24 protein-coding genes are annotated in these 20,916 nt (G+C 70.8%); 12 read left to right on the top strand and 12 right to left on the bottom strand.

Annotation, left to right across the window (positions count from 1 at the left end; genetic code table 11):
• Nucleotides 1-2 precede the first annotated feature (2 nt).
• The 5 genes from N2041_RS05100 to N2041_RS05120 form a co-directional block, all read right to left on the bottom strand.
• Entirely contained in the window at nucleotides 3-1,358 is a 1,356-nt protein-coding gene (locus tag N2041_RS05100; RefSeq protein WP_297676480.1) for a TrpB-like pyridoxal phosphate-dependent enzyme, read from the bottom strand.
• A 398-nt stretch (nucleotides 1,359-1,756) separates the two neighbouring features.
• On the bottom strand, nucleotides 1,757-2,605 hold the full coding sequence (locus N2041_RS05105; RefSeq protein ID WP_297676482.1) for an alpha/beta fold hydrolase: 849 nt from the start codon (nucleotides 2,603-2,605) through the stop codon (nucleotides 1,757-1,759).
• A 54-nt stretch (nucleotides 2,606-2,659) separates the two neighbouring features.
• Entirely contained in the window at nucleotides 2,660-3,067 is a 408-nt protein-coding gene (locus tag N2041_RS05110) for a DUF2203 domain-containing protein (RefSeq protein ID WP_297676484.1), read from the bottom strand.
• Nucleotides 3,067-4,356 (bottom strand): glucose-1-phosphate adenylyltransferase family protein, encoded by a 1,290-nt coding sequence (locus N2041_RS05115; protein ID WP_297676486.1) that lies wholly within the window; start codon nucleotides 4,354-4,356, stop codon nucleotides 3,067-3,069. The genes N2041_RS05110 and N2041_RS05115 overlap by 1 nt, the downstream gene beginning before the upstream one ends.
• A 106-nt stretch (nucleotides 4,357-4,462) precedes the next feature.
• Nucleotides 4,463-4,657, bottom strand: a complete 195-nt coding sequence (locus N2041_RS05120) for a hypothetical protein (protein ID WP_297676488.1) — start codon at nucleotides 4,655-4,657, stop codon at nucleotides 4,463-4,465.
• 136 nt (nucleotides 4,658-4,793) lie between these two features.
• Here N2041_RS05120 and N2041_RS05125 point away from each other — a divergent pair, with 136 nt between their 5' ends.
• Both N2041_RS05125 and N2041_RS05130 read left to right on the top strand, forming a co-directional pair.
• A complete protein-coding gene (locus tag N2041_RS05125) occupies nucleotides 4,794-6,527 on the top strand; it encodes an NAD+ synthase (protein ID WP_297676490.1) in 1,734 nt (577 codons plus the stop codon).
• Between the two features lie 101 nt (nucleotides 6,528-6,628).
• On the top strand, nucleotides 6,629-7,762 hold the full coding sequence (locus tag N2041_RS05130; RefSeq protein ID WP_297676493.1) for a citrate/2-methylcitrate synthase: 1,134 nt from the start codon (nucleotides 6,629-6,631) through the stop codon (nucleotides 7,760-7,762).
• Between the two features lie 88 nt (nucleotides 7,763-7,850).
• Here N2041_RS05130 and N2041_RS05135 read toward each other — a convergent pair whose 3' ends face one another.
• Together N2041_RS05135 and N2041_RS05140 are read right to left on the bottom strand one after the other, a co-directional pair.
• A complete protein-coding gene (locus N2041_RS05135; protein WP_297676495.1) occupies nucleotides 7,851-8,540 on the bottom strand; it encodes a flavin reductase family protein in 690 nt (229 codons plus the stop codon).
• Nucleotides 8,541-8,626: 86 nt separating this feature from the next.
• Nucleotides 8,627-8,974 carry a helix-turn-helix transcriptional regulator gene (locus N2041_RS05140; protein ID WP_297676497.1) on the bottom strand — a complete coding sequence of 116 codons (348 nt, stop codon included), beginning with the start codon at nucleotides 8,972-8,974 and terminating at the stop codon, nucleotides 8,627-8,629.
• Nucleotides 8,975-9,198: 224 nt separating this feature from the next.
• Between N2041_RS05140 and tsaE the strand changes: the two genes are divergently transcribed.
• Genes tsaE through N2041_RS05160 form a run of 4 tightly spaced genes read left to right on the top strand, consistent with a single transcriptional unit; the run spans nucleotide 9,199 to nucleotide 11,299 of the window.
• Entirely contained in the window at nucleotides 9,199-9,675 is a 477-nt protein-coding gene (tsaE, locus tag N2041_RS05145; RefSeq protein WP_297676499.1) for a tRNA (adenosine(37)-N6)-threonylcarbamoyltransferase complex ATPase subunit type 1 TsaE, read from the top strand.
• Nucleotides 9,672-10,271: a tRNA (adenosine(37)-N6)-threonylcarbamoyltransferase complex dimerization subunit type 1 TsaB gene (gene tsaB, locus N2041_RS05150; RefSeq protein WP_297676501.1), complete on the top strand. Its 600-nt coding sequence runs from the start codon at nucleotides 9,672-9,674 to the stop codon at nucleotides 10,269-10,271. The genes tsaE and tsaB overlap by 4 nt, the downstream gene beginning before the upstream one ends.
• 13 nt (nucleotides 10,272-10,284) lie before the next feature.
• On the top strand, nucleotides 10,285-10,743 hold the full coding sequence (gene ndk / locus N2041_RS05155) for a nucleoside-diphosphate kinase (protein WP_297676503.1): 459 nt from the start codon (nucleotides 10,285-10,287) through the stop codon (nucleotides 10,741-10,743).
• Nucleotides 10,718-11,299 (top strand): TIGR00730 family Rossman fold protein, encoded by a 582-nt coding sequence (locus N2041_RS05160; RefSeq protein WP_297676505.1) that lies wholly within the window; start codon nucleotides 10,718-10,720, stop codon nucleotides 11,297-11,299. Before ndk ends, N2041_RS05160 begins: the two co-directional genes overlap by 26 nt.
• Here the strand turns inward: N2041_RS05160 and N2041_RS05165 are convergent.
• From N2041_RS05165 to N2041_RS05175, 3 genes are read right to left on the bottom strand one after another with little or no spacing between them, the layout of a single operon-like run.
• On the bottom strand, nucleotides 11,296-12,483 hold the full coding sequence (locus tag N2041_RS05165) for a M20 family metallopeptidase (protein WP_297676507.1): 1,188 nt from the start codon (nucleotides 12,481-12,483) through the stop codon (nucleotides 11,296-11,298). The genes N2041_RS05160 and N2041_RS05165 overlap by 4 nt on opposite strands.
• 26 nt (nucleotides 12,484-12,509) lie before the next feature.
• Nucleotides 12,510-13,436, bottom strand: a complete 927-nt coding sequence (locus N2041_RS05170) for a DMT family transporter (RefSeq protein WP_297676509.1) — start codon at nucleotides 13,434-13,436, stop codon at nucleotides 12,510-12,512.
• 60 nt (nucleotides 13,437-13,496) lie between these two features.
• Nucleotides 13,497-14,093: a YkgJ family cysteine cluster protein gene (locus tag N2041_RS05175; protein ID WP_297676511.1), complete on the bottom strand. Its 597-nt coding sequence runs from the start codon at nucleotides 14,091-14,093 to the stop codon at nucleotides 13,497-13,499.
• Between the two features lie 103 nt (nucleotides 14,094-14,196).
• On the opposite strand from N2041_RS05175, the gene N2041_RS05180 reads away from it, so the two are divergent.
• From N2041_RS05180 to N2041_RS05190, 3 genes are all read left to right on the top strand, one after another.
• Nucleotides 14,197-15,036, top strand: coding sequence for a tetratricopeptide repeat protein (locus N2041_RS05180; protein ID WP_297676513.1), 840 nt, complete (start codon nucleotides 14,197-14,199; stop codon nucleotides 15,034-15,036).
• 92 nt (nucleotides 15,037-15,128) lie between these two features.
• On the top strand, nucleotides 15,129-15,590 hold the full coding sequence (locus N2041_RS05185; RefSeq protein ID WP_297676515.1) for a hypothetical protein: 462 nt from the start codon (nucleotides 15,129-15,131) through the stop codon (nucleotides 15,588-15,590).
• A gap of 108 nt (nucleotides 15,591-15,698) precedes the next feature.
• Complete coding sequence (locus tag N2041_RS05190; protein ID WP_297676517.1) at nucleotides 15,699-16,919, top strand: acyl-CoA dehydrogenase family protein; 1,221 nt, start codon at nucleotides 15,699-15,701, stop codon at nucleotides 16,917-16,919.
• 65 nt (nucleotides 16,920-16,984) lie between these two features.
• Here N2041_RS05190 and N2041_RS05195 read toward each other — a convergent pair whose 3' ends face one another.
• Nucleotides 16,985-17,629: a helix-turn-helix domain-containing protein gene (locus tag N2041_RS05195; RefSeq protein ID WP_297676519.1), complete on the bottom strand. Its 645-nt coding sequence runs from the start codon at nucleotides 17,627-17,629 to the stop codon at nucleotides 16,985-16,987.
• 201 nt (nucleotides 17,630-17,830) lie between these two features.
• Here N2041_RS05195 and queG point away from each other — a divergent pair, with 201 nt between their 5' ends.
• The 3 genes from queG to N2041_RS05210 all read left to right on the top strand — a co-directional run bounded on the left by queG (nucleotide 17,831) and on the right by N2041_RS05210 (nucleotide 20,584).
• Nucleotides 17,831-18,988 carry a tRNA epoxyqueuosine(34) reductase QueG gene (gene queG / locus N2041_RS05200; RefSeq protein WP_297676522.1) on the top strand — a complete coding sequence of 386 codons (1,158 nt, stop codon included), beginning with the start codon at nucleotides 17,831-17,833 and terminating at the stop codon, nucleotides 18,986-18,988.
• 54 nt (nucleotides 18,989-19,042) lie between these two features.
• Nucleotides 19,043-19,711: a dienelactone hydrolase family protein gene (locus N2041_RS05205; RefSeq protein WP_297676524.1), complete on the top strand. Its 669-nt coding sequence runs from the start codon at nucleotides 19,043-19,045 to the stop codon at nucleotides 19,709-19,711.
• A gap of 75 nt (nucleotides 19,712-19,786) precedes the next feature.
• On the top strand, nucleotides 19,787-20,584 hold the full coding sequence (locus tag N2041_RS05210) for an SDR family NAD(P)-dependent oxidoreductase (RefSeq protein ID WP_297676526.1): 798 nt from the start codon (nucleotides 19,787-19,789) through the stop codon (nucleotides 20,582-20,584).
• Here N2041_RS05210 and N2041_RS05215 read toward each other — a convergent pair.
• Nucleotides 20,570-20,914 (bottom strand): hypothetical protein, encoded by a 345-nt coding sequence (locus N2041_RS05215; RefSeq protein WP_297676528.1) that lies wholly within the window; start codon nucleotides 20,912-20,914, stop codon nucleotides 20,570-20,572. The genes N2041_RS05210 and N2041_RS05215 overlap by 15 nt on opposite strands.
• Nucleotides 20,915-20,916 lie beyond the last annotated feature (2 nt).

The raw sequence follows: 20,916 nt of genomic DNA on the forward strand, positions 1-20,916 counted from the left end.
GCTTAGATGACGGGGAGGTCCTTCATCGCTTCGCGGACCTTCTCTTCGGGGTAGAAGTCATCGATGAGCTTGCCGGCGAGGTAGTCGTCGTAGGCCTGGAGGTCGAGGAGGCCGTGGCCGGAGAGGTTGAAGAGGATGACGCGGCTGCGGCCTTCTTCGCGGGCCTGGATGGCTTCGTCGATGGCGGCGCGGATGGCGTGCGAGCTTTCCGGCGCGGGGACGATGCCCTCGGTGCGGGCGAAGAGGGTGGCGGCTTCGAAGCAGGGATTCTGGGGATAGGCGCGGGCTTCGATGTAGCCCTGGTCGTAGAGGTGGCAGAGGAGGGGCGCCATGGCGTGGTAGCGGAGGCCGCCGGCGTGGATGCCAGGGGGCATGAAGGTGTGGCCGAGGGTGTACATCTTCAGGAGGGGCGTGAGGCCGGCGGTGTCGCCGAAGTCGTAGCGGTATTCGCCCTTCGTGAGGGAGGGGCAGGAGGCGGGCTCGACGGCGAGGAAGCGGGTGTTCGTCTTGCCGGCGAGGCGGTCCTTCATGAAGGGGAAGATGAGGCCGGCAGCGTTGGAGCCGCCGCCGGCGCAGCCGATGACGACGTCGGGGTATTCGCCGGCCATCTCCATCTGGGCGATGGCTTCCTGGCCGATGACGGTCTGGTGGAGGAGGACGTGGTTGAGGACGCTGCCGAGGGAGTACCTGGTGTCCTCGCGCAGGGCGGCGTCTTCGACGGCCTCGGAGATGGCGATGCCGAGGGAGCCGGAGTTCTCCGGGTCTTCGGCGAGGATTTTGCGGCCGGCTTCGGTATCGGGGCTGGGGCTGGGGACGACGGTGCCGCCCCAGACCTGCATGAGGGAGCGGCGGTAGGGCTTCTGGTTGTAGGAGACGCGGACCATGTAGACCTTGCATTCGATGCCGAAGAGCTGGCAGGCGAATGCGAGGGAGGAGCCCCACTGGCCGGCGCCGGTTTCGGTGGCGATGCGCTTCACCCCTTCCTGCTTGTTGTAGTAGGCCTGGGCGACGGCGGTGTTCGGCTTGTGGGAGCCGGAGGGGGAGACGCCTTCGTACTTGTAGTAGATGTGGGCAGGGGTCTGGAGGGCCTGCTCGAGGAAGGTGGCGCGGATGAGCGGGGAGGGCCGCCAGATGCTGTAGATGCGGCGGACTTCTTCGGGGATTTCGATGTAGCGCTCGGTGCTGACTTCCTGCTTGATGAGCTCCATGGGGAAGAGCGGGGCGAGCGCCTCGGGGCCGATGGGCTGGTGGGTGGCGGGGTGGAGGGGCGGGGGCGGCGGGGTGGGAAGGTCGGCCGCGATGTTGTACCAGTGGGTGGGCAGCCGGTCGTCGGTGAGGAGGAATTTGCGGGTTGCCATGGGTGATGCCCTCCGTTGGGTGCGATAGGTGCAGGCGGGGCCTGCGAAGCAAAACGACCCCTCGTCAGCCAAAGGACGAGGGGTCGCTCGCGGTGCCACCTTTGTTCCCCGGGGCTCGCGCCTGCGGGGCACTCTTCAGCCGCCGCGGGCGGGGATGCCCGCGAGGGCCCTGGCTGTGATAACGGTGCCACTCCGCCGCAACCTACTGCCCCGGGGTGCGGGGGTTGGGCTGCGGGGCTCCCGGGCCCATTCGCCTGCGGCGCTGCCGCCGGTTTTCAGCTGCCCCGGCTCTCTGGGGGCTCGCTTCGCAGGGTACTCTTCCCGTTCGTCGCCGTACGTCTTCAGTTGAGGGGCTCAAGGTAGGGCGCGCGCCGGGGGCGTGTCAATGGGCGAACGGTTCAGCGGTGCTCGGCGAGGAAGGATTCGAGCGCTTTGCGGGCCTCCGGCTCGATGAGGAGCGGGGCATGGCCGACGCCGGGGACTTCGACGAGGCGGGCGCGGGGGTTCGCCTCGAGCATCTTGCGGGCCGTCTCGGCGGAGAGGACGTCGCTCTGGGCGCCGCGGATGATGAGGATGGGGCATTCCATGGCTTTGTAGGCGTCCCACGGGTCGAGGGCGGGCGCTTTGGGCGGGGCGGTGCGGACGGCGGGGTCCATCTTCCAGACGTAGACGCCGGCATCGGAGCGGCGGACGTTGTAGCGGGCGAATTCGGCGAGCTGGTCTTCGGTGAGGTGGGCGAGCATGGGAGCGTAGTGCTCGCGGTAGTAGCGGACGACGGCTTTGAGGTCGGGGAACATCTCCGGCGCGCCCTGGACGTAGGCGAGGATGCGCTGGAGGCCGGCGGGGTCGATTTCGGGGCCGACGTCGTTGAGGACGGCGGCGGCGACGCGCTCGGGGTGGCGGGGGGCGTACTGCATGGCGATGAGGCCGCCCATCGAGGTGCCGACGAGGGCGAAGCGCTGGAGGCCGAGGGCTTCGCGGACGGCTTCGAGGTCTTCGACGTAGGTGTCGATGTTGTACTGGTCGGGCGGGCCCCACTCGGTTTCGCCGCGGCCGCGGACGTCGAGGCAGTAGACGTGGTAGCGGGCGGCGAGGACGTTGGCGATGGCGTCGAAGGTGTGCGCCTGGCCGGCGAGGCCGTGGATCATGAGGACGACCGGGGCGCCGGGGGCGCCGCGGGCGAGGAGGTGGTGGCGGAGGCCGTTGGCCTGGACGAAGATGTCGCGGACGGGGAAGACGGCGGACATGGCGTGCGCTCCCGCGGGAGGTTGGCGGGGATTATAGGGCGCGGCGGGGAAGGGTCAGAGCGGCTGGCGGCCTGCGAAGCCGGCGTCGAGCTCGTGCCACCAGCTGATGGTGGGTTCGCCGAGGAGGTAGCAGAGGTAGACGATGCGGCTGCCGCGGCGGTGGGGGAAATCGATGAGGCCGCGGGCCGGGTCTTTGAGTTCGATGCCCTGCGCTTCGAGGGCCTGGACGGCGGCGCGGACGGTGTCGCGCAGGGATTCGGCGGGGTCGACTTCTTCGCCGGTGGCGAAGGGCGCGGCGAGGTCGTGGCCGTCGGCGGTGGCGCCGCGGGCCGCGGCGGCGCGCGCAGCTTCGATGGCGCGGAGTTCGAGGTAGGCCTGCCGGAGCTGTTCGAGCACGGGGACGACGGAGGGCAGGAGGGCGCGGGCTTCTTCGAGGGTGAAGAGGCGCGGAGCGGGGCCCATCAGACGAAGAGGTGGAGGGGGATGTGGGTCGGGTGGACGGAGGCGCCGGATTCGAGTTCGTCGCGGTCGGCGAGCTCTTCGTGGACGCCGGGGCCGACGACGACGTTGCGGCCGATGCGGAGGCCCGGGGGGATGGTGGCGCGCTTGCCGATGATGGAGATGCCAGTGTTGACGATGTCGGGACGTTCGAAGTTGGGGATGTTGGGGTCGCCCGTGCCGATGATGCAGCCGGCGCCGACGTTCACTTCCTTATCGAGGATGCAGCGGTCGATGACGGCGCCGGAGCGGATGACGCAGCGGTGCTGGATGATGGATTCGCGGACGACGGCGCCGGGTTCGATGACGACGCCGGGGGAGATGACGGAGCGGTAGACCTCGCCATCGATGCGGGCGGAGGGGGAGATGAGGGATTCGGTGACGCGGGCGCTGGCGCCGAAGCGGGCGGGCGGGGGGATGGAGCCGGCGGTGCGGAGCTTGAGGTCCGGGTCTTCGAGGTCGAGCGGCGGGTTGGGCTGGAGGAGGTCCATGTGGGCGGCCCAGTAGGATTCGATGGTGCCGACATCGCGCCAGTAGTCGTGGTACTGGTAGCCGAAGACGCGGTGGGTCTGGTACATGCGGGGGATGATGTCCTTGCCGAAGTCGTGGGAGCTGGCTTCGCCGAGGTCGGCGTCGGCCTGGAGCTGTTCGACGAGGACGTCTTTGTTGAAGACGTAGATGCCCATGGAGACCCAGGAGCCGCGGGGTTCTTTGGGCTTCTCCTGGAAGTCGATGACGCGGCCGGTGGAGTCGAGTTCGAGGACGCCGAAGCGGTGGGCTTCGCTGCGGGGGACGCTATAGACGGCGACGGTGGCATCGGCGCCCTGGGAACGGTGGTAGGCGATGAGGTTGCGGTAGGAGGTGAGGTAGATGTGGTCGCCGGCGAGGATGAGGACTTCGCGGACGCGGGATTCTTCGATGACGTAGAGGTTCTGGTAGACGGCGTCGGCGGTGCCCTGGTACCAGTCGGCATCAGCTTTGCCGAGGTAGGGCTGGAGGATCTGGATGCCGCCTTCGGGGGTGTCGTAGCCCCAGGGGCGGCCGGCGCCGAGGTGGTTGAAGAGGGAGCGGGGGCGGTACTGAGTGAGGACGGCGAGCTTGGAGATATCGCTGTTGGCGCAGTTGGAGAGGACGAAATCGATGATTCGGTAGTTGCCGCCGAAGACGACGGCGGGCTTGGCGCGCTGTTCGGAGAGGATGGAGAGGCGGTCGCCCTGTCCGCCTGCGAGGATCATCGCGAGGACGTCGTTCATGGGCTGCCTCCTGCCGCCTGGCGCGCGCTCGTGGGGATGGGCTCATTCTAGACGGCGCCGCCGGCCCTCGAAACCGGGGGCCGGCGGCATGGGCGGAGAACCGGGACTAGCTGGCGCGGCGCAGCGCGGCGGCCTCGGAGCGGAGGACCATGGCGAACGCGCAATCTCGACAAATCACGGTCGCGTAGCTGGTCTTCCTGGCGCCGACGGGTTCGACGTCGGCGATGAGGATGCGCGAGTGCGCGCGGGTATGGCGCCCGCAGAGCGGGCAGGGGCTGAAGGATGTGGTGCTTCGAGTCATCTCCCTACCTCGAAACCCCGCCGAGGGGAGGATGGCAGACGGCGGGCGGCGCGGGAATCGGGTGAGATGCCTAGGCGAAACCCTGAGGGAAGCCGCTGGGGCGGGCGGGGCCTATACTCGCGGCGAGGAGGCGACGATGAGGCTGGTGCGCCTTGGGCTGGCGCAGATCGACACGATGGTCGGCGACCTGGAGGGGAACACGCGGAAGATCCGCGAGTTCCTCGGCGCGGCGCGGGCTGCGGGCTGCGACATCGCCGCGTTCCCGGAGCTGGCGGTGACGGGCTACCCGCCGGAGGACCTGCTGCTGCGGCGGGCGTTCTGCGAGGCATCGCGCGAGGCGACGGCGGCGCTGGCGGAGGCGACGCGGGGGATGGCGGCGGTGGTCGGGTTCGTCGACTGGCGGGACGACGATGCCTACAACGCGGCGGCGGTGTTCGCGGACGGGCGGTGGGTGGATACGTACGAGAAGCAGCGGCTGCCGAACTACGGAGTGTTCGATGAGGAGCGGTACTTCCGCGCGGGGCGGCGGACGGCGGTGTACCGGGCGGGGGGCGTGCGCTTCGGGGTGAGCATCTGCGAGGACATCTGGTATCCGGGCGCACCGCTCGACGCGATGGCGCTGGCCGGGGCGGAGCTGTGCGTGAACATCAACGCTTCGCCGTACCACCGGGGGAAGGCGCGGGAGCGGGAGCGGATGCTGGCGACGCGGGCGGCGGACAACGGGATTGCGGTGGCGTACCTTAACGCGGTCGGCGGGCAGGACGAGCTGGTGTTCGACGGCGCGTCGGTGGTCGTGGATGCGGAGGGGCGGGTCATCGCGCGGGGGCGGCAGTTCGCGGAAGAGCTGCTGGTGGTGGACGTCGACCTCGACGAGGTGGCGCAGCGGCGGCTGCACGACCCGCGGCGGCGGGTGGAGCTGCGGGCGCGGGACTGGGTCACGGGGGCGGTGACGGTCGACGTCGGGTTCGGGCTGGAGACGAGCCGGGAGCCCGCGCGGGCGGGCGGGCCGGTGGCGCCGCTGATGAGCGAGGAGGAGGAGGTGTGGTCGGCGCTGGTGCTGGCGACGCGGGATTACCTCGGGAAGACGGGGTTCCGGGAGGCGATCATCGGGCTTTCGGGCGGGATCGATTCGGCGGTCGTGGCGGCGGTCGCGGTCGACGCGATCGGGGCAGAGCGCGTCATCGGCGTGTCGATGCCGAGCCGGTATTCGAGCGAGCACAGCAAGGAGGATGCGCGGGAGCTGGCGGCGAACCTCGGTATCCGGTTCCTGACCATCCCGATCGAGCCGGCGCATGCGGCGATGCTGGAGATGATGGCGGAGGTGTTCGAGGGCGGCGAGCCGGGGACGGCGGAGGAGAACCTGCAGGCGCGGCAGCGCGGCAACGTGCTGATGACGATTTCGAACCGGACGGGGGCGATCGTGCTCACGACGGGGAACAAGAGCGAGATGGCGACGGGGTACGCGACGCTCTACGGGGACATGGCGGGCGGCTACGCGGTGCTGAAAGACGTGCCGAAGACGCTGGTGTACCGGCTGGCGCGGTGGCGGAATGCGCAGGCCGGGCGGCCGTGGATCCCGGAGCGTTCGATTACGAAGCCGCCGAGCGCGGAGCTGCGGCCCGGGCAGCTGGACCAGGATTCGCTGCCGCCGTACGAGGTGCTGGACCCGATCCTCGAGGCGTACGTGGAGGACGACCGGACGGTGGATGAGATCGTCGCGATGGGGTTCGAGCGGGCGACGGTGGAGCGGGTGGTGCGGATGGTGGACCGGAACGAGTACAAGCGGCGGCAGGCGGCACCGGGCGTGAAGATCACGCCGCGGGCGTTCGGGCGGGACCGGCGGCTGCCGCTGGCCGCGAAGTATCACTAGCCGGGCGGGGGCGATCACGCACGGGCGGGCTCGGGCGTGGTAGGATCGTGGGGCAAGGGCTTGTATACAATCCGCGGGTTCCGCGGCGAGGGAGTAGGCACGTGACCGAAGTCATCGCACGGGGGCTGGAGGGCGTCAACGTCACAGCGACGAAGCTGTGCCGAATCGACGGCCAGAAGGGCGAGCTGATCTACGCCGGGTACAACATCTTCGACCTGGCGGAGCACTCGACGTTCGAAGAGACGGCGTTCCTGCTGTGGAACCTGCGGCTGCCGACGAAGGCCGAGCTGGAGCAGCTGAAGGCGGACCTGCGCCGGGAGCGGCCGCTTTCGGACCTGAACTCGCGGGTGCAGCGGGAGATCGTCGGGAAAATCCGGCCGATGCGGGCGCTGGAGATCTCGGTGATCATCGCGGGGGCGCTCGACCCGAAATCGAGCGACCTTTCGCAGGAGCAGCTGAAGAAGACGGCGGCGCTGCTGACGGCGCGGATGCCAACGGTGCTGGCGAACTTCCACCGGCTGCGGCAGGGGCTGGAGCCGGTGCCGCCGCGGGACGACCTCGGGCATGCGGCGAACTTCCTCTGGATGCTGAAGGGCGAGGAGCCGAACGAGCTCGAGGCGCGGGTCTTCGACGTGGCGATGATCCTGCACGCCGAGCACGAGATGAACGCCTCGACGTTCTCGGCGCTGGTGACGGCTTCGACGCTGAGCGACATGTACTCGGCGATCGCGTCGGCGATCGGGACGCTGAAGGGGCCGCTGCACGGCGGCGCGAACGAGGCGGTCTACCGGACGCTCGAGGCGATCGGGACAGAGGAGAACATCCCGGCGTACGTGGACGACCTGCTGGCGCGGGGCGAGCGGGTGATGGGCATCGGCCACCGGGTGTACAAGACGACGGACCCGCGGGCGATCATCCTCGAGCAGCTCGGGCACAAGCTGGCGGAGACGTCGCCGGACCGGAAGTACTTCGACCTCTCGCTGAAGCTGCGGGACTACCTCGCGAAGAAGCTGGAGGGGAAGCCGCTCTACCCGAACGTCGACTTCTTCAGCGCGTCGGTCTACAAGATGCTGGGCATTCCGAGCGACCTGTACACGCCGATTTTCGCGATGTCGCGCATCGCGGGCTGGACGGCGCACCTGCTGGAGCAGTACGCGGACAACCGGCTGGTGCGGCCGAACGCGCTGTACGAAGGCGCGGACCTGCGGCCGTACGTACCGCTCGAGCAGCGGTAGCGCGGGCCTGCGGGAGCACGCTGGGGACGACGGGGCCGGTCCAAATGGACCGGCCCCGTTTTCCGTGCGCCGGGTGGGACGGGCCGAATCAGGATTCGCGCTGGAGGCGCTGGCGGTAGCCTTCGTCGCCTTCGAGGCGGCGGAGTTCGGCCTCGCGGGCTTCGCGCTCGAGGCGGGCTTCGCGCTCTTCGGGGGTCTCGGTCACGAGGGCGCCGTGTTCGTCGACGGTGACGGCGGCTTCGAGGAGGTCGCCGATGACAGCGTAGTGGCGGCCGCCGATGTAGGTGAGGGGGGACTTTTCGCGGGACTGGAGGAGCCAGCGGCCGGCGTAGGCTTCATCGTCGGCCTGGACTTTGACGGGGTCGGCGACGAAGAGGGTGTGGTCGCCGATTTTGATGGCGTCTTCGACGAGGCATTCGATCCAGGCGAGGCAGCCTTCGATGAGGGGCGCGTCGATGAGGAGGGGGCGGAACGTTTCGAGGCCGGCGGCCTCGAGCTTGTTCGTTTCGAGGCCGGAGAGGGACCCGAGGAAGGCGGTGTGCTTGAGGAGGGCCGGCCCCGGGATGTTGATGGCGAAGGCACCGCTGAAGCGGATCATGGCGGCGGTGTGGCGCTCGGGGGCGATGGCGGCGCCGATGCGGGGCGGGTCGATGGAGAGGGGCGTCATCCAGGCGACGGGGGCGGCGTTGACGTTGCCGCGCCAGGCGGTGGTGATGATGCCGACGGGGCCGGGGTTGAGGAGGCGGCGGGCATCGGCGGGGTCACAGAGGCGGCGCATCGGAGAGCCTCGGGATGGTGTCCGGTGAAATGGAACAGCCGGGCTGCTGGAGCCCGGCTGCTGCGGCAGCGCGGATCGCGCGGAGGTCAGTGGCGGCCGGCGCCGTTGCTGGACATGCGGCGCCAGCGGAGGAAGTTCCAGTACTGGAGCAGCTCGGGGAGGTCCTCCGGATGCCGCTCGAGCTCCTGGATGAGGTTGGCGATTTCGCTGTCCTTGACGTAGAGCATTTCGCCGTCGTCGCCGAGGAAGTAGTGGAGCGGGCGGTTGAGGATGCGGGCGACGTTGAGGAGCATATCGATGCCGACGGAGCGCTGGCCGGCTTCGTAGAGGGAGATGGCGCTCTGGGTGGTGTTGAGAGCCTGGGCGAGCTGGCCCTGGCTCATGCCGGCATCGCGGCGGGCGGCGCGGATGCGGCTGCCCAGTGAGGCGGACACGGGGGGCTTACCGGTTTCGGTCGGGGTTCTCATCATGCCTGCGGGACTCCGTGTAGGGACGGTGAGATTGGGGGCGCCGCGGACGCTGGCCGAGGCGATTGCAAAGACAAGTTAGCCACCGGCTACCTACTGGTCAATCGCAGGTATGAGGTTGCGCAATTGGGCCGTGTGATGGTATCGGAGGCGGAATAGGGCGTTAGCGCGGGGCTGCCTATACTGGGCGTATGTCGGACGAGCTGGCGATCGAACTGGCGTCATCGAGCGAAGAGGAGACGCGGGCGCTCGGCGAACGGCTGGGGCGGGAGCTCCGGCGGGGCGACGTCGTGCTGCTCAGCGGCGACCTCGGCAGCGGCAAGACGTGCCTGACGCAGGGGATCGGGCGGGGGCTGGGCTGCCGCGGGCAGGTGAACAGCCCGTCGTTCGTGCTGATGAACGAGTACGCCGGGCGGGAAGTGCTGTACCACGTGGACCTCTACCGGATCGAGGACGTGGAGGAGCTGGACGAGCTCGGGCTGTGGGACTATGCGGAGAAGGGCGTGCTGGTGATCGAGTGGCCGGAGCGCGGGGCGGAGCTGCTGCCCGGGGACGGCCTGATCGTGGAGCTGCGGCCGGGCGAGCAGGGGCCGCGGACGCGGCGGCTGCGGTTCATCGCGCGGGGCGCGCGCGGGCGAGAACTCGTCGAGGCGCTCAGGGCAGCGTGAGCGCGATCCTCGTCATCGACACGGCATCGGACCGGTTCGCCGTCGGCGTGGACCGCGACGGCGAGCGCGCGGTCACGGTTGCGGAGGAGGAGCGGACGCACACGACCGGGCTGCTCTCGGCGATCGAAGCGCTGTTGGGCGGCGAGCGGCCGGCGGGCATCATCATCGTGACCGGCCCAGGCTCGTACGCCGGGCTGCGCGTGGGGATTGCAACCGCGCAGGGGCTCTCGCTGGCGACGGGGGCGCCGCTCTTCGGGGTGCGGACGTTCGAGGCGGTCGCCCTGGCTGCCGGCAAGGAGGCCGTGACGGCGATCCACCCGGCGGGGCGGGGCGAATTCGGGCTGCAGCGGTGGGCCGGCGGAAGACCGGCGGGCGACATCGTGCTGACGGGCGAGCTGCCGGCGGGCGAGCTGCTGGCGGGAGAGGGCGCCGGGGCGCGGGGGGGCATCGAAATCGGACCGCGCGAACGGGCGGCGGCGCTGCTGGAGCGGCTGGCCCCAGCGGCCCGGGAAGGCCGGCTGCAGGCGGGCGCGGAGCCGTACTACCTGCGCGAACCGGCCATCACGATCTCCCGGCGGCAGCGCGCGGCCGGGTAGCGAGGAGGAACGCTTGGAATCGACGGAGCGCACACTGTTCCTGGTGAAGCCCGATGCGATGCAGCGGGGGCTCGCCGGGGAGATCATCGCGCGGCTGGAGCGCCGCGGGCTGAAGATCGTCGGGATGAAGCTGCTGCGGGTGACGCGGGAGCTGGCGGAGCGGCACTACGCCGAGCACGTGGGAAAGCCGTTCTTCCCGGGGCTGGTGGAGTTCATCACGAGCGCGCCGGTCATCGCCATCGCGTGGGAGGGGAAGGACGCGATCCGGGTGGTGCGCGCGACGATCGGGGCGACGAACCCGGTAGAGGCAGCGCCGGGGACGGTGCGGGCCGACTTTGGGATCGACAAGGGGCGGAACCTGGTCCACGCGAGCGACGGCCCGGAGAGCGCGGCGCGGGAGCTGGCGCTCTTCTTCGAACCGGGCGAGCTGGTGAGCTGGGACCGGGATGGCGACCGGTGGGTCGCTGAGTAGCGGCGGCGCGCCCGCCGTCGCGGTGTTCTGCGGTTCGCGGTCGGGCGCGCGCCGGCTCTACCTCCAAGCGGCGCGGGAGACGGGGCGGCTGCTCGCCGCGCGCGGGGTGACGGTGGTCTACGGCGGGGCGACGGTCGGGTTGATGGGGGCGCTCGCGGATGCGTGCCTCGCGGCCGGCGGGCGCGTGGTCGGCGTCATCCCGCGGCTGCTCGTCGACCTCGAGCTGGCGCACTCGGGCGTCACGGAGCTGCACGTCGTGGAGACGATGGCTGAGCGGAAGGCGCTGATGGCCGGGCTGGCGCAGGGGTTCCTCGCGCTGCCGGGAGCGTACGGGACGCTGGACGAGGCGTTCGAGATGGTGACGTGGCGGCAGCTGGGCTTGCACGCCGGGCCGCTCGTGTTCGCGAACGTGGGCGGCTACTTCGACGGGCTGAAGGCGTTCCTCGACCGGGCGGAGGAGGACGGGCTGCTGAGCCGGGAGAACCGCCGGCTGGCGGCGTTCGAGCCGGGGGTCGAAGGGGCGGTGGAGCGGCTGCTCGAGCTGATCGCGGGCTAGCGCCGGAGGAAGTGTTCGACCATGCGGGCGGCGAATTCGACGCCGAGCGGCAGCGCGTCTTCATCGATGACGAAGCCCGGGTCGTGGTGGCGGCCGGCGATGCCCTTCCGTTCGTTGCGGGCGCCGAGCCAGAAGTAGCAGCCGGGGCGGGCTTCGAGGAAGACGGACATGTCTTCGGCGCCCATCGTGGGGACGCCGATGACGCGGCCGGGGCCGAAGTACGCGCGGGCGAGCTCGAGCACCTCGGCGGTGACAGCCGGGTCGTTGACGAGCGGCGGGCAGGAGGTCTCGTGGCGGAGTTCGAAGGTGGCGCCGAAGGCCGCGCAGACGCCGGCGAGGATCTCTTCGGTGCGGCGGAGCATGAGGTCGCGGACGGCAGCGGAGTAGGAGCGGATGGTGCCGGACATGACGGCGGATTCGGCGATGACGTTGCCGCGGAAGCCGCCCTGGATTTTGCCGATGGTGAGGACGGCCTGTTCGGACGGGGGCAGGGAGCGGCTGACGACGGTCTGGAGGGCGGTGACAGCGTGGGCGGCGACGACGATGGCATCGACGGCCTGGTGGGGCGCGGCGGCGTGGCCGCCCCGGCCCGTGATTTCGATGCGGAGCGCGGTCGGCGCGGCGAAGAAGGGGCCGGGCGCGAGGTTGATGGCCCCGATGGGGATATCGGCGCTGATGTGGAGGCCGAGCGCGACGTCGACGCGGGGGTTCTCGAGGACGCCGTCAGCGATGCAGGCAGCCGCGCCGCCGGCGGCCTCTTCGGCGGGCTGGAAGACGAAGCGGATGGCGCCCGGGAGGTCGGCGCGGTGCTGCTGCGCCCAGGCGGCGAGGCCGAGGGCGATGGCCATGTGGGTATCGTGGCCGCAGGCGTGCATGACGCCCTCGTTGACCGAAGCGAAGGGGAGGCCGCTCTTCTCGGGGACGGGGAGGGCGTCGATGTCAGCGCGCCAGAGGACGCAGGGACCGGGCCGAGCGCCTTCGACGAGGGCCGTGGCGCCGGTCCGGGCGATGGGCCGGACGTCGGCGAGGCCGAGCTCCGACAGGCGCTGGAGCAGGTAGCGCTGGGTCTCGTGCTCCTGCCACGAGAGTTCGGGGTGCTGGTGGAGATGGCGGCGGTCGGCGATGAGCTGGCTGGTGAGGGCGCGGACGGCTGGGCGAACGGGCGGAAGCTCGGGGCTGGCCATGGCGGGAGCTTAGCAGGAAGGCGGGCTCAGCGGCCGGCAGCGGCCGAACCTTCCGGGGAGGGTGCGCGGGAGAGGGGAAGCCGGATGACGCCCTGGACGAGGAGGACGCCCGCGAGGACGACGGCGAGGCCGGCGAGGAGGTTCCAGCCGAGCGGTTCGCCGAGGATGGCCCAGCCGAACATGACGCCCCACGGCGGGATGAGATAGGTGACGAGCGTGGAGCGGACGGCGCCGATCTGCTGGATGAGGCCCATGTAGAGCACGACGGCGACGCCCGAACCGAGCACGCCGAGGGCGGCAGCGGAGCCGAGGACGCCGGCGCCCCAGGCGGCGCCAGAGAAGCCGCCGGTGGCGAGGGCGGGCGGCGCGAGCGCCGCGGCGGCGGCCGCGACCTGCCCGAAGGCGACGAGTGCCGGCGGGAGGCCGCCGAGGGTGCGGCGGATGACGATGGCGGAGGAGGAGTAGCTGAGGGTGGAGAGGAGCATGAGGCTCACGCCGAGGGCTTCGCCGGAGAGGTGCGCGAGCGAGGCGGGCCCGGCGAGGAGGACGATGCCCGTGAAGCCGAAGGCGAGGCCGAGGGATTTCTGGAGGGTGAGCGGCTCATCGCGGAGGAAGGCGACGGCGAGGACGGCGGCCCAGAGCGGCGCGGTGGCGTTCGCGATGGAGGCCATGCCGCTCGAGATGTGGTGCTCGGCGACAGCGACGAGCGTCCACGGGAGGGCGAAGTTGGTCAGGCCGAGCGCCGCGAGGAGCGCGGCCTGGCGGGGCGTCGGCCGGACGGTGCGGGCCGCGGCGAAAGCGAACGGCGCGAGGGCCGCGGCACCGAGGAGGGTGCGGAGGCTGGCGACGGCGAGCGGTTCGAGCCCGGCATCGAGCTGGACCTTGATGAAGAGGAACGAGGCTCCCCACGTGACGGAGAGCAGGAAGAGGATGAACAGGTGGCGGCTGGACATCGATGCGGCGGGCTCACCTTCGAGGGTAGGGCACGGCCGCGGGAGAGGACAGGGCCGGTTTCAGGCGAGGTTCCGCTGGAGGTGGTCGGTCGCTTCGAGGAGTGCGAGCCATTCGGGTGCCGTCAGCGGCTCGCCGGTGAACCCGGGGCACTGCTCGTGGCCGAGCAGGAGCGGGACGACGGGGCCGGCGGCGGCTGCGGCGGCGAGCGGGGGCGGGTCGGCGTAGACGGGGCGGGCGGTTTCGAGGTTCCAGTAGACGACGAAGTGGGGGTAGAGGCGGCAGGCAGTCGGCCGGGCTTCGTAGGCGCCGCAGCGGTGGCGGGGCTGGAGGAAGCGGCAGCGGCCGTCGTCGCGGGCGAGCAGGTAGGGCTGCGCGAGGGGGAGCCGGATCGGTTCGCCGTTTTCGAGCTCGAGGAACTGGACGGGCGCGAGGCCGGAGACGCGCGCGAAGTGGTCGACGTCGCGGTCGTGCATGGCGACGGAGAAGACGCGGCAGCAGGCGGCCTCGCAGTCATCGACCTTGCAGACGAACGCGGGGGCGCCGGGGAGGATGAGGTGGTAGGCGCCGAAGCGCGGGGCCGCATCGGCCCAGGCGCGGGCCATGCGTTCGGCGAGGGCGCCGGGGTCGATGGATGCGAGGGAGCCCGGGGAGGCCATGGGATGATGGTACGGCGGCGCGCCGCGGGGCGCTTCGGATTGCTCCAGCGGGGCGCTGGCCGTATCCTTTCGGCTTCGCCGGGCGGGTAGAAAGCGACGGAAGATGACGAACGAAACGAACCTCGACGAGATGACGCCCGAGGAGCGGGCGAAGCTGAAGAAGCAACTGACGGAGCAGGCGGTCAAGCTGGCGGTGAACGGGCGCTGGCAGGAGGCCGTGCAGGTCAACCGGGAATACACGCGGCTCTTCGCGAACGAAGCGGAGGGGTACAACCGGCTCGGGAAGGCGCTGAGCGAGCTGGGGCAGGTGCAGGACGCGCTGGACGCCTACCAGAAGGCGCTCGACCTGGACCCAACGAACCAGATCGCGCGGCGGAACATCGACCGGCTGGCGGCGCTGCGCGATGCGCCGGTGAGCGCGCCGCCGACGCAGGTCGATACGCGGCTGTTCGTCGAAGAGACGGGCAGCGCGGCGGTGGCGTCGCTGCAGGCGGTAGACCCGAAGGTCGCGGCGGTGCTGGACGCGGGCGACATCGTGCAGCTCGAAGTGCAGGGGAACGCGGTGAACGTGCTGACGGTGCGCGGGGAGTACGTGGGGATGATCGAGCCGCGCATCGGGCTGCGGCTGGCGCGGATGATGAAGGCGGGGAACCGGTACAGCGCGGCGATGGTGAGCACCGGCGAGCAGCCGAAGGTCATCCTGCGGGAGACGTTCAAGCACCCGTCGATGATCGACAAGGTGAGCTTCCCGCAATCGCGGCTTTCGGAGATCCGGGCGTACACGCGGCGCGGCCTGCTCCGGCGGGACGAGGACGAGGAGTGGGGGTACGACGAAGACGAGGAGCTGGAAGAGGAGACGGAAGAGGGCTGGAGCGAGACCGGCGAGGACATCGAATCCACCCCGGACGTGGACGTCGAGGCGGAGGACGAGAGCTACGAGTAGTGGCTCCCTCAGGTCGCGGCAAAGCGGCGGTTGCGGGCACGACCGCCGGGGCCGCACGCTACGTGCGACCCTTCCCATGAGGAGATGACAGCATGATTTCGAAGCAGGAACTGGCCGAGGGCATCCGGTTCGCTGGCCGGCGGGCGGCGGCTGCCGCGGAACGGACGAAGGACTGGGACTACCAGCTGGGCCACCAGTGGACGAGCGGGGACGCGTACCGGCACATCGCCGCGGTGGCCGGGGCGGCGCCGCGGCTCTACCCGCTGCTCGGCGCGGGCGTGCTGGACGCCGTGACGGGCGCGGCAGCGGCGCAGAACAACGCGGCGGCGATCGCGGCGCTGAAGGAGAAGAGCCGGGAGGAGGTCATCCAGGCGATCCTCGATGGGCAGGAAGCCTCGGCGAAGTTCGTGGAGGGGCTGGACGAGGCGGACCTGGCCACGGTCGTGAAGCTGGGCGGCTACGAGATGGAGAAGGCCGAGCTAGTCGCCCAGATCTGGATCCACCACCCGATTGCGCACGCGTACGAGGCGAGCGCGCGCTGGCCGATTACCTGACGCGACCTCGAAGGACCACGCGACGCTGCGGGGCGCGCCGAACGGACGGCGCGCCCCGTGCGTTTCGGCGTAGACTTCGCCCATCGCACATCGATGGAGGACGCACCCATGCAGGTTTCGCCGGTGCCGACGCTGGACCCGGAGATCAACCAGATCCGGGAGGCGACGGCGAACATCGTCAACCGGTACATCATCCCGAACGAGGACCGGCTGGGGGACTACCGGAACCCGGAGACCCAGCGGCTCCGCCACGAGATCCAGGAGCACGTGAAGGCGGCCGGGCTGTGGGCGCCGCACCTGCCGAAGGAGTACGGCGGGATGGGGATAGGGTTCATGAAGCACGCCTACATGAACGAGATCCTGGCCTGGAGCCCGTATTCGAACCCGCTCTTCGGGGTGGTGGCGCCGGATTCGGGCAACCAGACCATCCTGCTGAAGTACGGGACGGAGGAGCAGAAGAAGAAGTGGCTCGAGCCGCTCATCCGGGGCGAAATCCGGTCGTGCTTTTCGATGACGGAGCCGGACGCTCCGGGTTCGGACCCGTACGCGATCCAGACGCGGGCCGTGCGCGATGGCGATGAGTGGGTGATCAACGGGCGGAAGTGGTTCACCTCGGGCGCCGACGGTGCGGCCTTCGCGATCGTGATGTGCCGGACGGAGGAGCCGGACGGTGCGGGCGGCCAGAAGGAGAAGATGACGCAGATCATCGTGCCGACGGATACGCCGGGCTTCCGCATCGTCCGGAAGATCAAGGTCTGGGGCATCGAATCGAACCACTGCGAGGTGGAGTACCGGAACGTCCGGGTGCCGGTGACGAACCAGCTCGGCCGGACGGGGAGCGGCCACCAGGCGGCGCAGGACCGGCTGGGCGCTGGCCGGGTGTTCCACTGCATGAACAGCGTAGGCCAGATGTGGCGGGCGTTCGACCTGATGGTGCGGCGCTCGATGGACCGGCAGGTGCGCGGCGGGAAGCTGGAGACGAAGCAGTTCATCCAGGGGTTCATCGCCGATTCGTACATCGACATCGTGACGGCGCGGCTGATGACGATTCACACGGCGGAAGTGATCGACAGCGGGCTGGACCCGCGGACGCTCATCTCGGGGCTGAAGGTGTACGTGCCGGCGGCACACGAGCGCGTGGTGGACCGGGCCATCCAGGTGCACGGGGCGATGGGCGTCTCGGGCGATACGCCGCTGGCGGGGATGTATACGGGGGCGCGGACGCTGCGGATCGCGGACGGGCCGGACGAGGTGCACCGGATCCTGATCGCGAAGAACGTGCTCAAGGTGTACCACGACGGCGCGAGCTGGGACTTCGGCGTGGCCTGAGGCCCCGCCGGTCAGCGCAGACTGTCGAGGCCCCGGCGCGCGTCGCCGGGGCCTTCGACTGCCGGTCAGCCGTCGCCGGGTTCGAGGATGTAGGTGCAGGTGGCGTCGCCACCGGGCCGGAACGTGCCGCGGGCGACCCGGAGGCCGTCGAAGGCGGCGGCGAGGCAGCGGGCTTCGGCCTCGCAGAGGAGGCCGCGCCGGCGGGCGGCGTCGGCGATGGGGCAGTGGTGGAGCGTGATGGCGATGCCGGCGGGCGTCTCGCGGACCTCCGGGAGGTAGCCGGCCTCTTCGAAGACGGCGACGGCGCCGCGGAGGGGTGAACCGCGGCCGTGGGCTTCGAAGGCGGGCCGGTAGCGGCTGATGGTGCCTTCGACGAGGCGGCGGAGCAGGCGTTCGCGAACGTCCGGGGCTTCCTGTTCGATGGCCTCGAGGAGGGTATCGAGGGCTTCGTGGTCGAGTTTCGGGAAGAGGGCTTCGCCGGCGGCGGTGAGGAGGTAGCGGTGACGGGGCCGGCCGGGACCGTGACGCAGCGGCGCGTGGGCGACGAGGCCCTGCGCTTCGAGCGACTGGAGGTGCTGGCGGGCGGCGCCGACGGAGAGGAAGCAGTGGGCGGCGGCCTCTTCGGCGGTCGCGCCGCCGAGGCGGCGGAGCGCGACGAGGAGCGCGCGGCGGGTCGGGTCGAGGAGGTCGAGGCAGGTGATCGGGGGCATGGATGCGGAAGTGTGAAGGACGCTGCGCTGATCGTTGAAGGGGCAAACGTAGCTTAGCGGATACTCAAGAGCTTTTTGGCGCGCGAAGAGCGCGGAATGGCAAGTCTTACGCTGGCATGCAATGTTGTCGCGCGAAGCATCTTCGACATCACGGCGAAATGTTGGACGGCGCGCCGGCGGGGGAGGCGCGACAATGGAGAGGTGGCCGGGGAGCTCGAGGCGCGGGTGAAGGAGGTCTGCCGCGAGGCAGGGTTCCCGCTCGCCGGGATCGCGCGGGCTGAGCCGGCGGCGGGGGCCCGGGCGGCGGCGCTCCGCGGGCTGGAGGCCGGGCTGTTCGGCGAGATGCGGTGGATGGACGCGGACTGGGTTGAGCGGGCGACCGACCCGGGGCGGTTCCTCGCGGGGGCGCGGAGCCTGGTGGTCGTCGCGCTGCCGGCGCGGGGGCCGGACCCGGCGCCGCCGGGGGATGGGGAGGCGCGGGGCATCGTCGCCCGGTACGCGCGAGGGCGGGATTACCACCGGGTGTTCGAATCGCGCCTGCGGAAGGTAGTGCGGCGGCTGCGCGAGGAGTTCGGCTGCGAGGCGCGGGCGACGGTGGACTACGGGCCGCTGCTCGAGCGGCCGTACGCGGCGGCGGCCGGGCTGGGCTGGCTGGGGAAGTCGACGATGCTGCTGGCGCCCGGGTTCGGGCCGTGGGTGCTGCTGGGGGTGCTCGCGACGACGCTGGAGCTGGATCCGGACCCGCCGCTGAAGAAGACGTGCGGCGCCTGCCGGCGGTGCATCGCGGCCTGCCCGACGGGGGCGATCGCGGAGGACGGCGGCACGGTCGATGCGCGGCGCTGCATCAGCTACCTGACGATCGAGCTGCGGGGGCCGGTCCCGCGGGAGCTGCGGGCCGAGATGGGCGCGCGGGTGTTCGGCTGCGACGACTGCCTCGACGCGTGCCCGGTCGGGGCCGGGCGGTGGGAGGCAGACCCGGAGCTGGCGGCGGCGGACGCCGACCGGGCCTGGCCGGCGCTTCGCCAGTTCATCGAGATGGACCAGGCGGCGTTCGAAGCGCGCTACCGGGGGACCGCGCTGATGCGGGCGAAGCGGGAGGGGATGGCGCGGAACGCGTGCATCGCGCTCGGGAACGCGGGCGGACCGGGCGACGTGCCGGTGCTCGCGCGGGCGCTGGAGGACCCGTCAGCGCTCGTGCGGGGGCACGCGGCGTGGGCGCTGGGGCGGCTCGGGGCGAGGACGGGCGCGGCGGTGCGCGAGCTGCTCGCAGCCCGGCTGGGCGTCGAGGAGGAGGCGTGGGTGCGGGAGGAGATCGCGCTGGCGCTGGCGGAGGCTGACGCGGAAACGGGGAGCGGGTAGGCTATCGGCGCGAAGTTTCGGCCCCGCGGCTGCGGGGGAAAGGAGTCGAGACCGATGGGAGAGATGGTGACCTTCGCCGCCAATGGCGGGACGTGCGGCGGCTACCTTGCGAAGCCGGCCTCGGGGTCCGGCAAGGGCGTCATCGTGATCCAGGAGTGGTGGGGGCTCAACGACAACATCAAAGGCATCGCGGACCGGTTCGCGAACGAGGGGTTCGTCGCGCTGGCGCCGGACCTGTACCACGGCGTGGTGACGAAAGAGCCGGACGAGGCCGGCAAGCTGCTGATGGCGCTGAACATCCAGCGGGCGGAGGCGGACCTGAAGGGTGCGGTGGCCTACCTGAAAGAGCTGACCGGCGGGCCGGTCGGCACGGTCGGGTTCTGCATGGGCGGCGCGCTCTCGCTGTTCGCGGCGTGCAACAGCGACGGCGACGTGGGCGCGTGCGTCGATTTCTACGGCGGCCATCCGATGGTGAAGTACAACTGGGACGGGCTGACGGCGCCGGTGCTGGGCATCTGGGCGGAGCACGACGACTTCGTGAACCCGAACATCCCGACCTACAAGGCGGAGCTGGAGAAGCGGGGCATCACGCACGAGTTCATCACGTACCCCGGGACGCAGCACGCGTTCTTCAACGATGAGCACCCCGAGCCGCAGTACAACCCGGCGGCGGCGAAGGATGCGTGGGAGAAGACGCTCGCCTGGTTCCGGAAGTACCTCTAGGCGGCGGATTCGACGGCAGGCGGCCCCGGCGGATGCGCCGGGGCCGTTTCGTGAGCAGCGATGGAGGTTCGGACGATGGGTTCGCTGGAGGGCAAGGTCGCGATCGTCACGGGCGGCGCTTCGGGCATCGGGAAGGCGATCGTGGTGGCGTTCGTCCGGGAAGGGGCGCGAGTCATCGTGGGCGATGTCGACCCGGCGGGCATCGGGCGGCTCATCGGGGAGCTGGGGCACAACCAGGTCGACGGGGCGGAGGTGGACGTGCGGGACGAGGCGGCGGTGGAGCGGATGGTCGCGCAGGCGGTGCGGCGGTTCGGGCGGCTGGACATCGCGGTGAACAACGCCGGCGTGGGCGGGTTCTCGCCGATCCAGGCGTACCCGCTGCCGGACTGGGAGCGGGTCATCGGGATTTCGCTGACAGGGACGTTCCTGTGCATAAAGCACGAGGCGGCGCAGCTGATCGCGCAGGGGCAGGGCGGCAGCATCATCAACATCGCGAGCCTGAATGCGATCCAGCCGACGGAGGGGTTCGCGGCCTACTGCGCGGCGAAGGCAGGGGTGGCGATGCTGACGAAGGTGGCGGCGCTGGAGCTGGGCCGGCACGGGATCCGGGTGAACGCGATCGGGCCGGGGCTCATCCATACGCCGGCGACGGCGCCGATGACGGCGGTGCCGGGGCTGGAGGCCGCCTTCATCGCGGAGACGGCGCTGGGGCGGGCCGGTGAGCCGGAGGACGTAGCCGGGCTGGCGCTCTACCTGGCGTCGGATGTGTCGTCGCTGATGACCGGGCAGACGCTGTACATCGACGGCGGAGCGAGCCTGAAAAAGTACCCGGAGCTGTTCTCGTTCTTCGGCGCGGCGTCAGGCGGGGGCTGAGCCGGGGGCCGCGGCGCCGGGTTCGGCGGGGTCGCCGGGTTTGCAGAAGACGCGGTCGACGATCTCCATCCACTGCTGGTGGGCAACTTCCCAGGGGAAGTCGGGGTCGTCGGTGTGGGGAGGGTCGTAGCGGACCTGGTCCCAGTAGCCGTCGCGGGGGAAGGGGCGGGCGAAGCGGTCGGCGAGTTCGCGGGCTTCGGGGGAGATTTCGACCGTATCGGCGACGTCGGCGACGGGCGGCGGGTGGCGCACGACGGGCGAGCCGTTGCCGGGGAGGAACGGGCGGTAGGCGGCGGCGCCGAGGAGGCCGGAGACCGGGCGCGTATCCATCG

It is taken from the genome of Tepidiforma sp., assembly GCF_026419595.1.
GTDB lineage: Bacteria > Chloroflexota > Dehalococcoidia > Tepidiformales > Tepidiformaceae > Tepidiforma.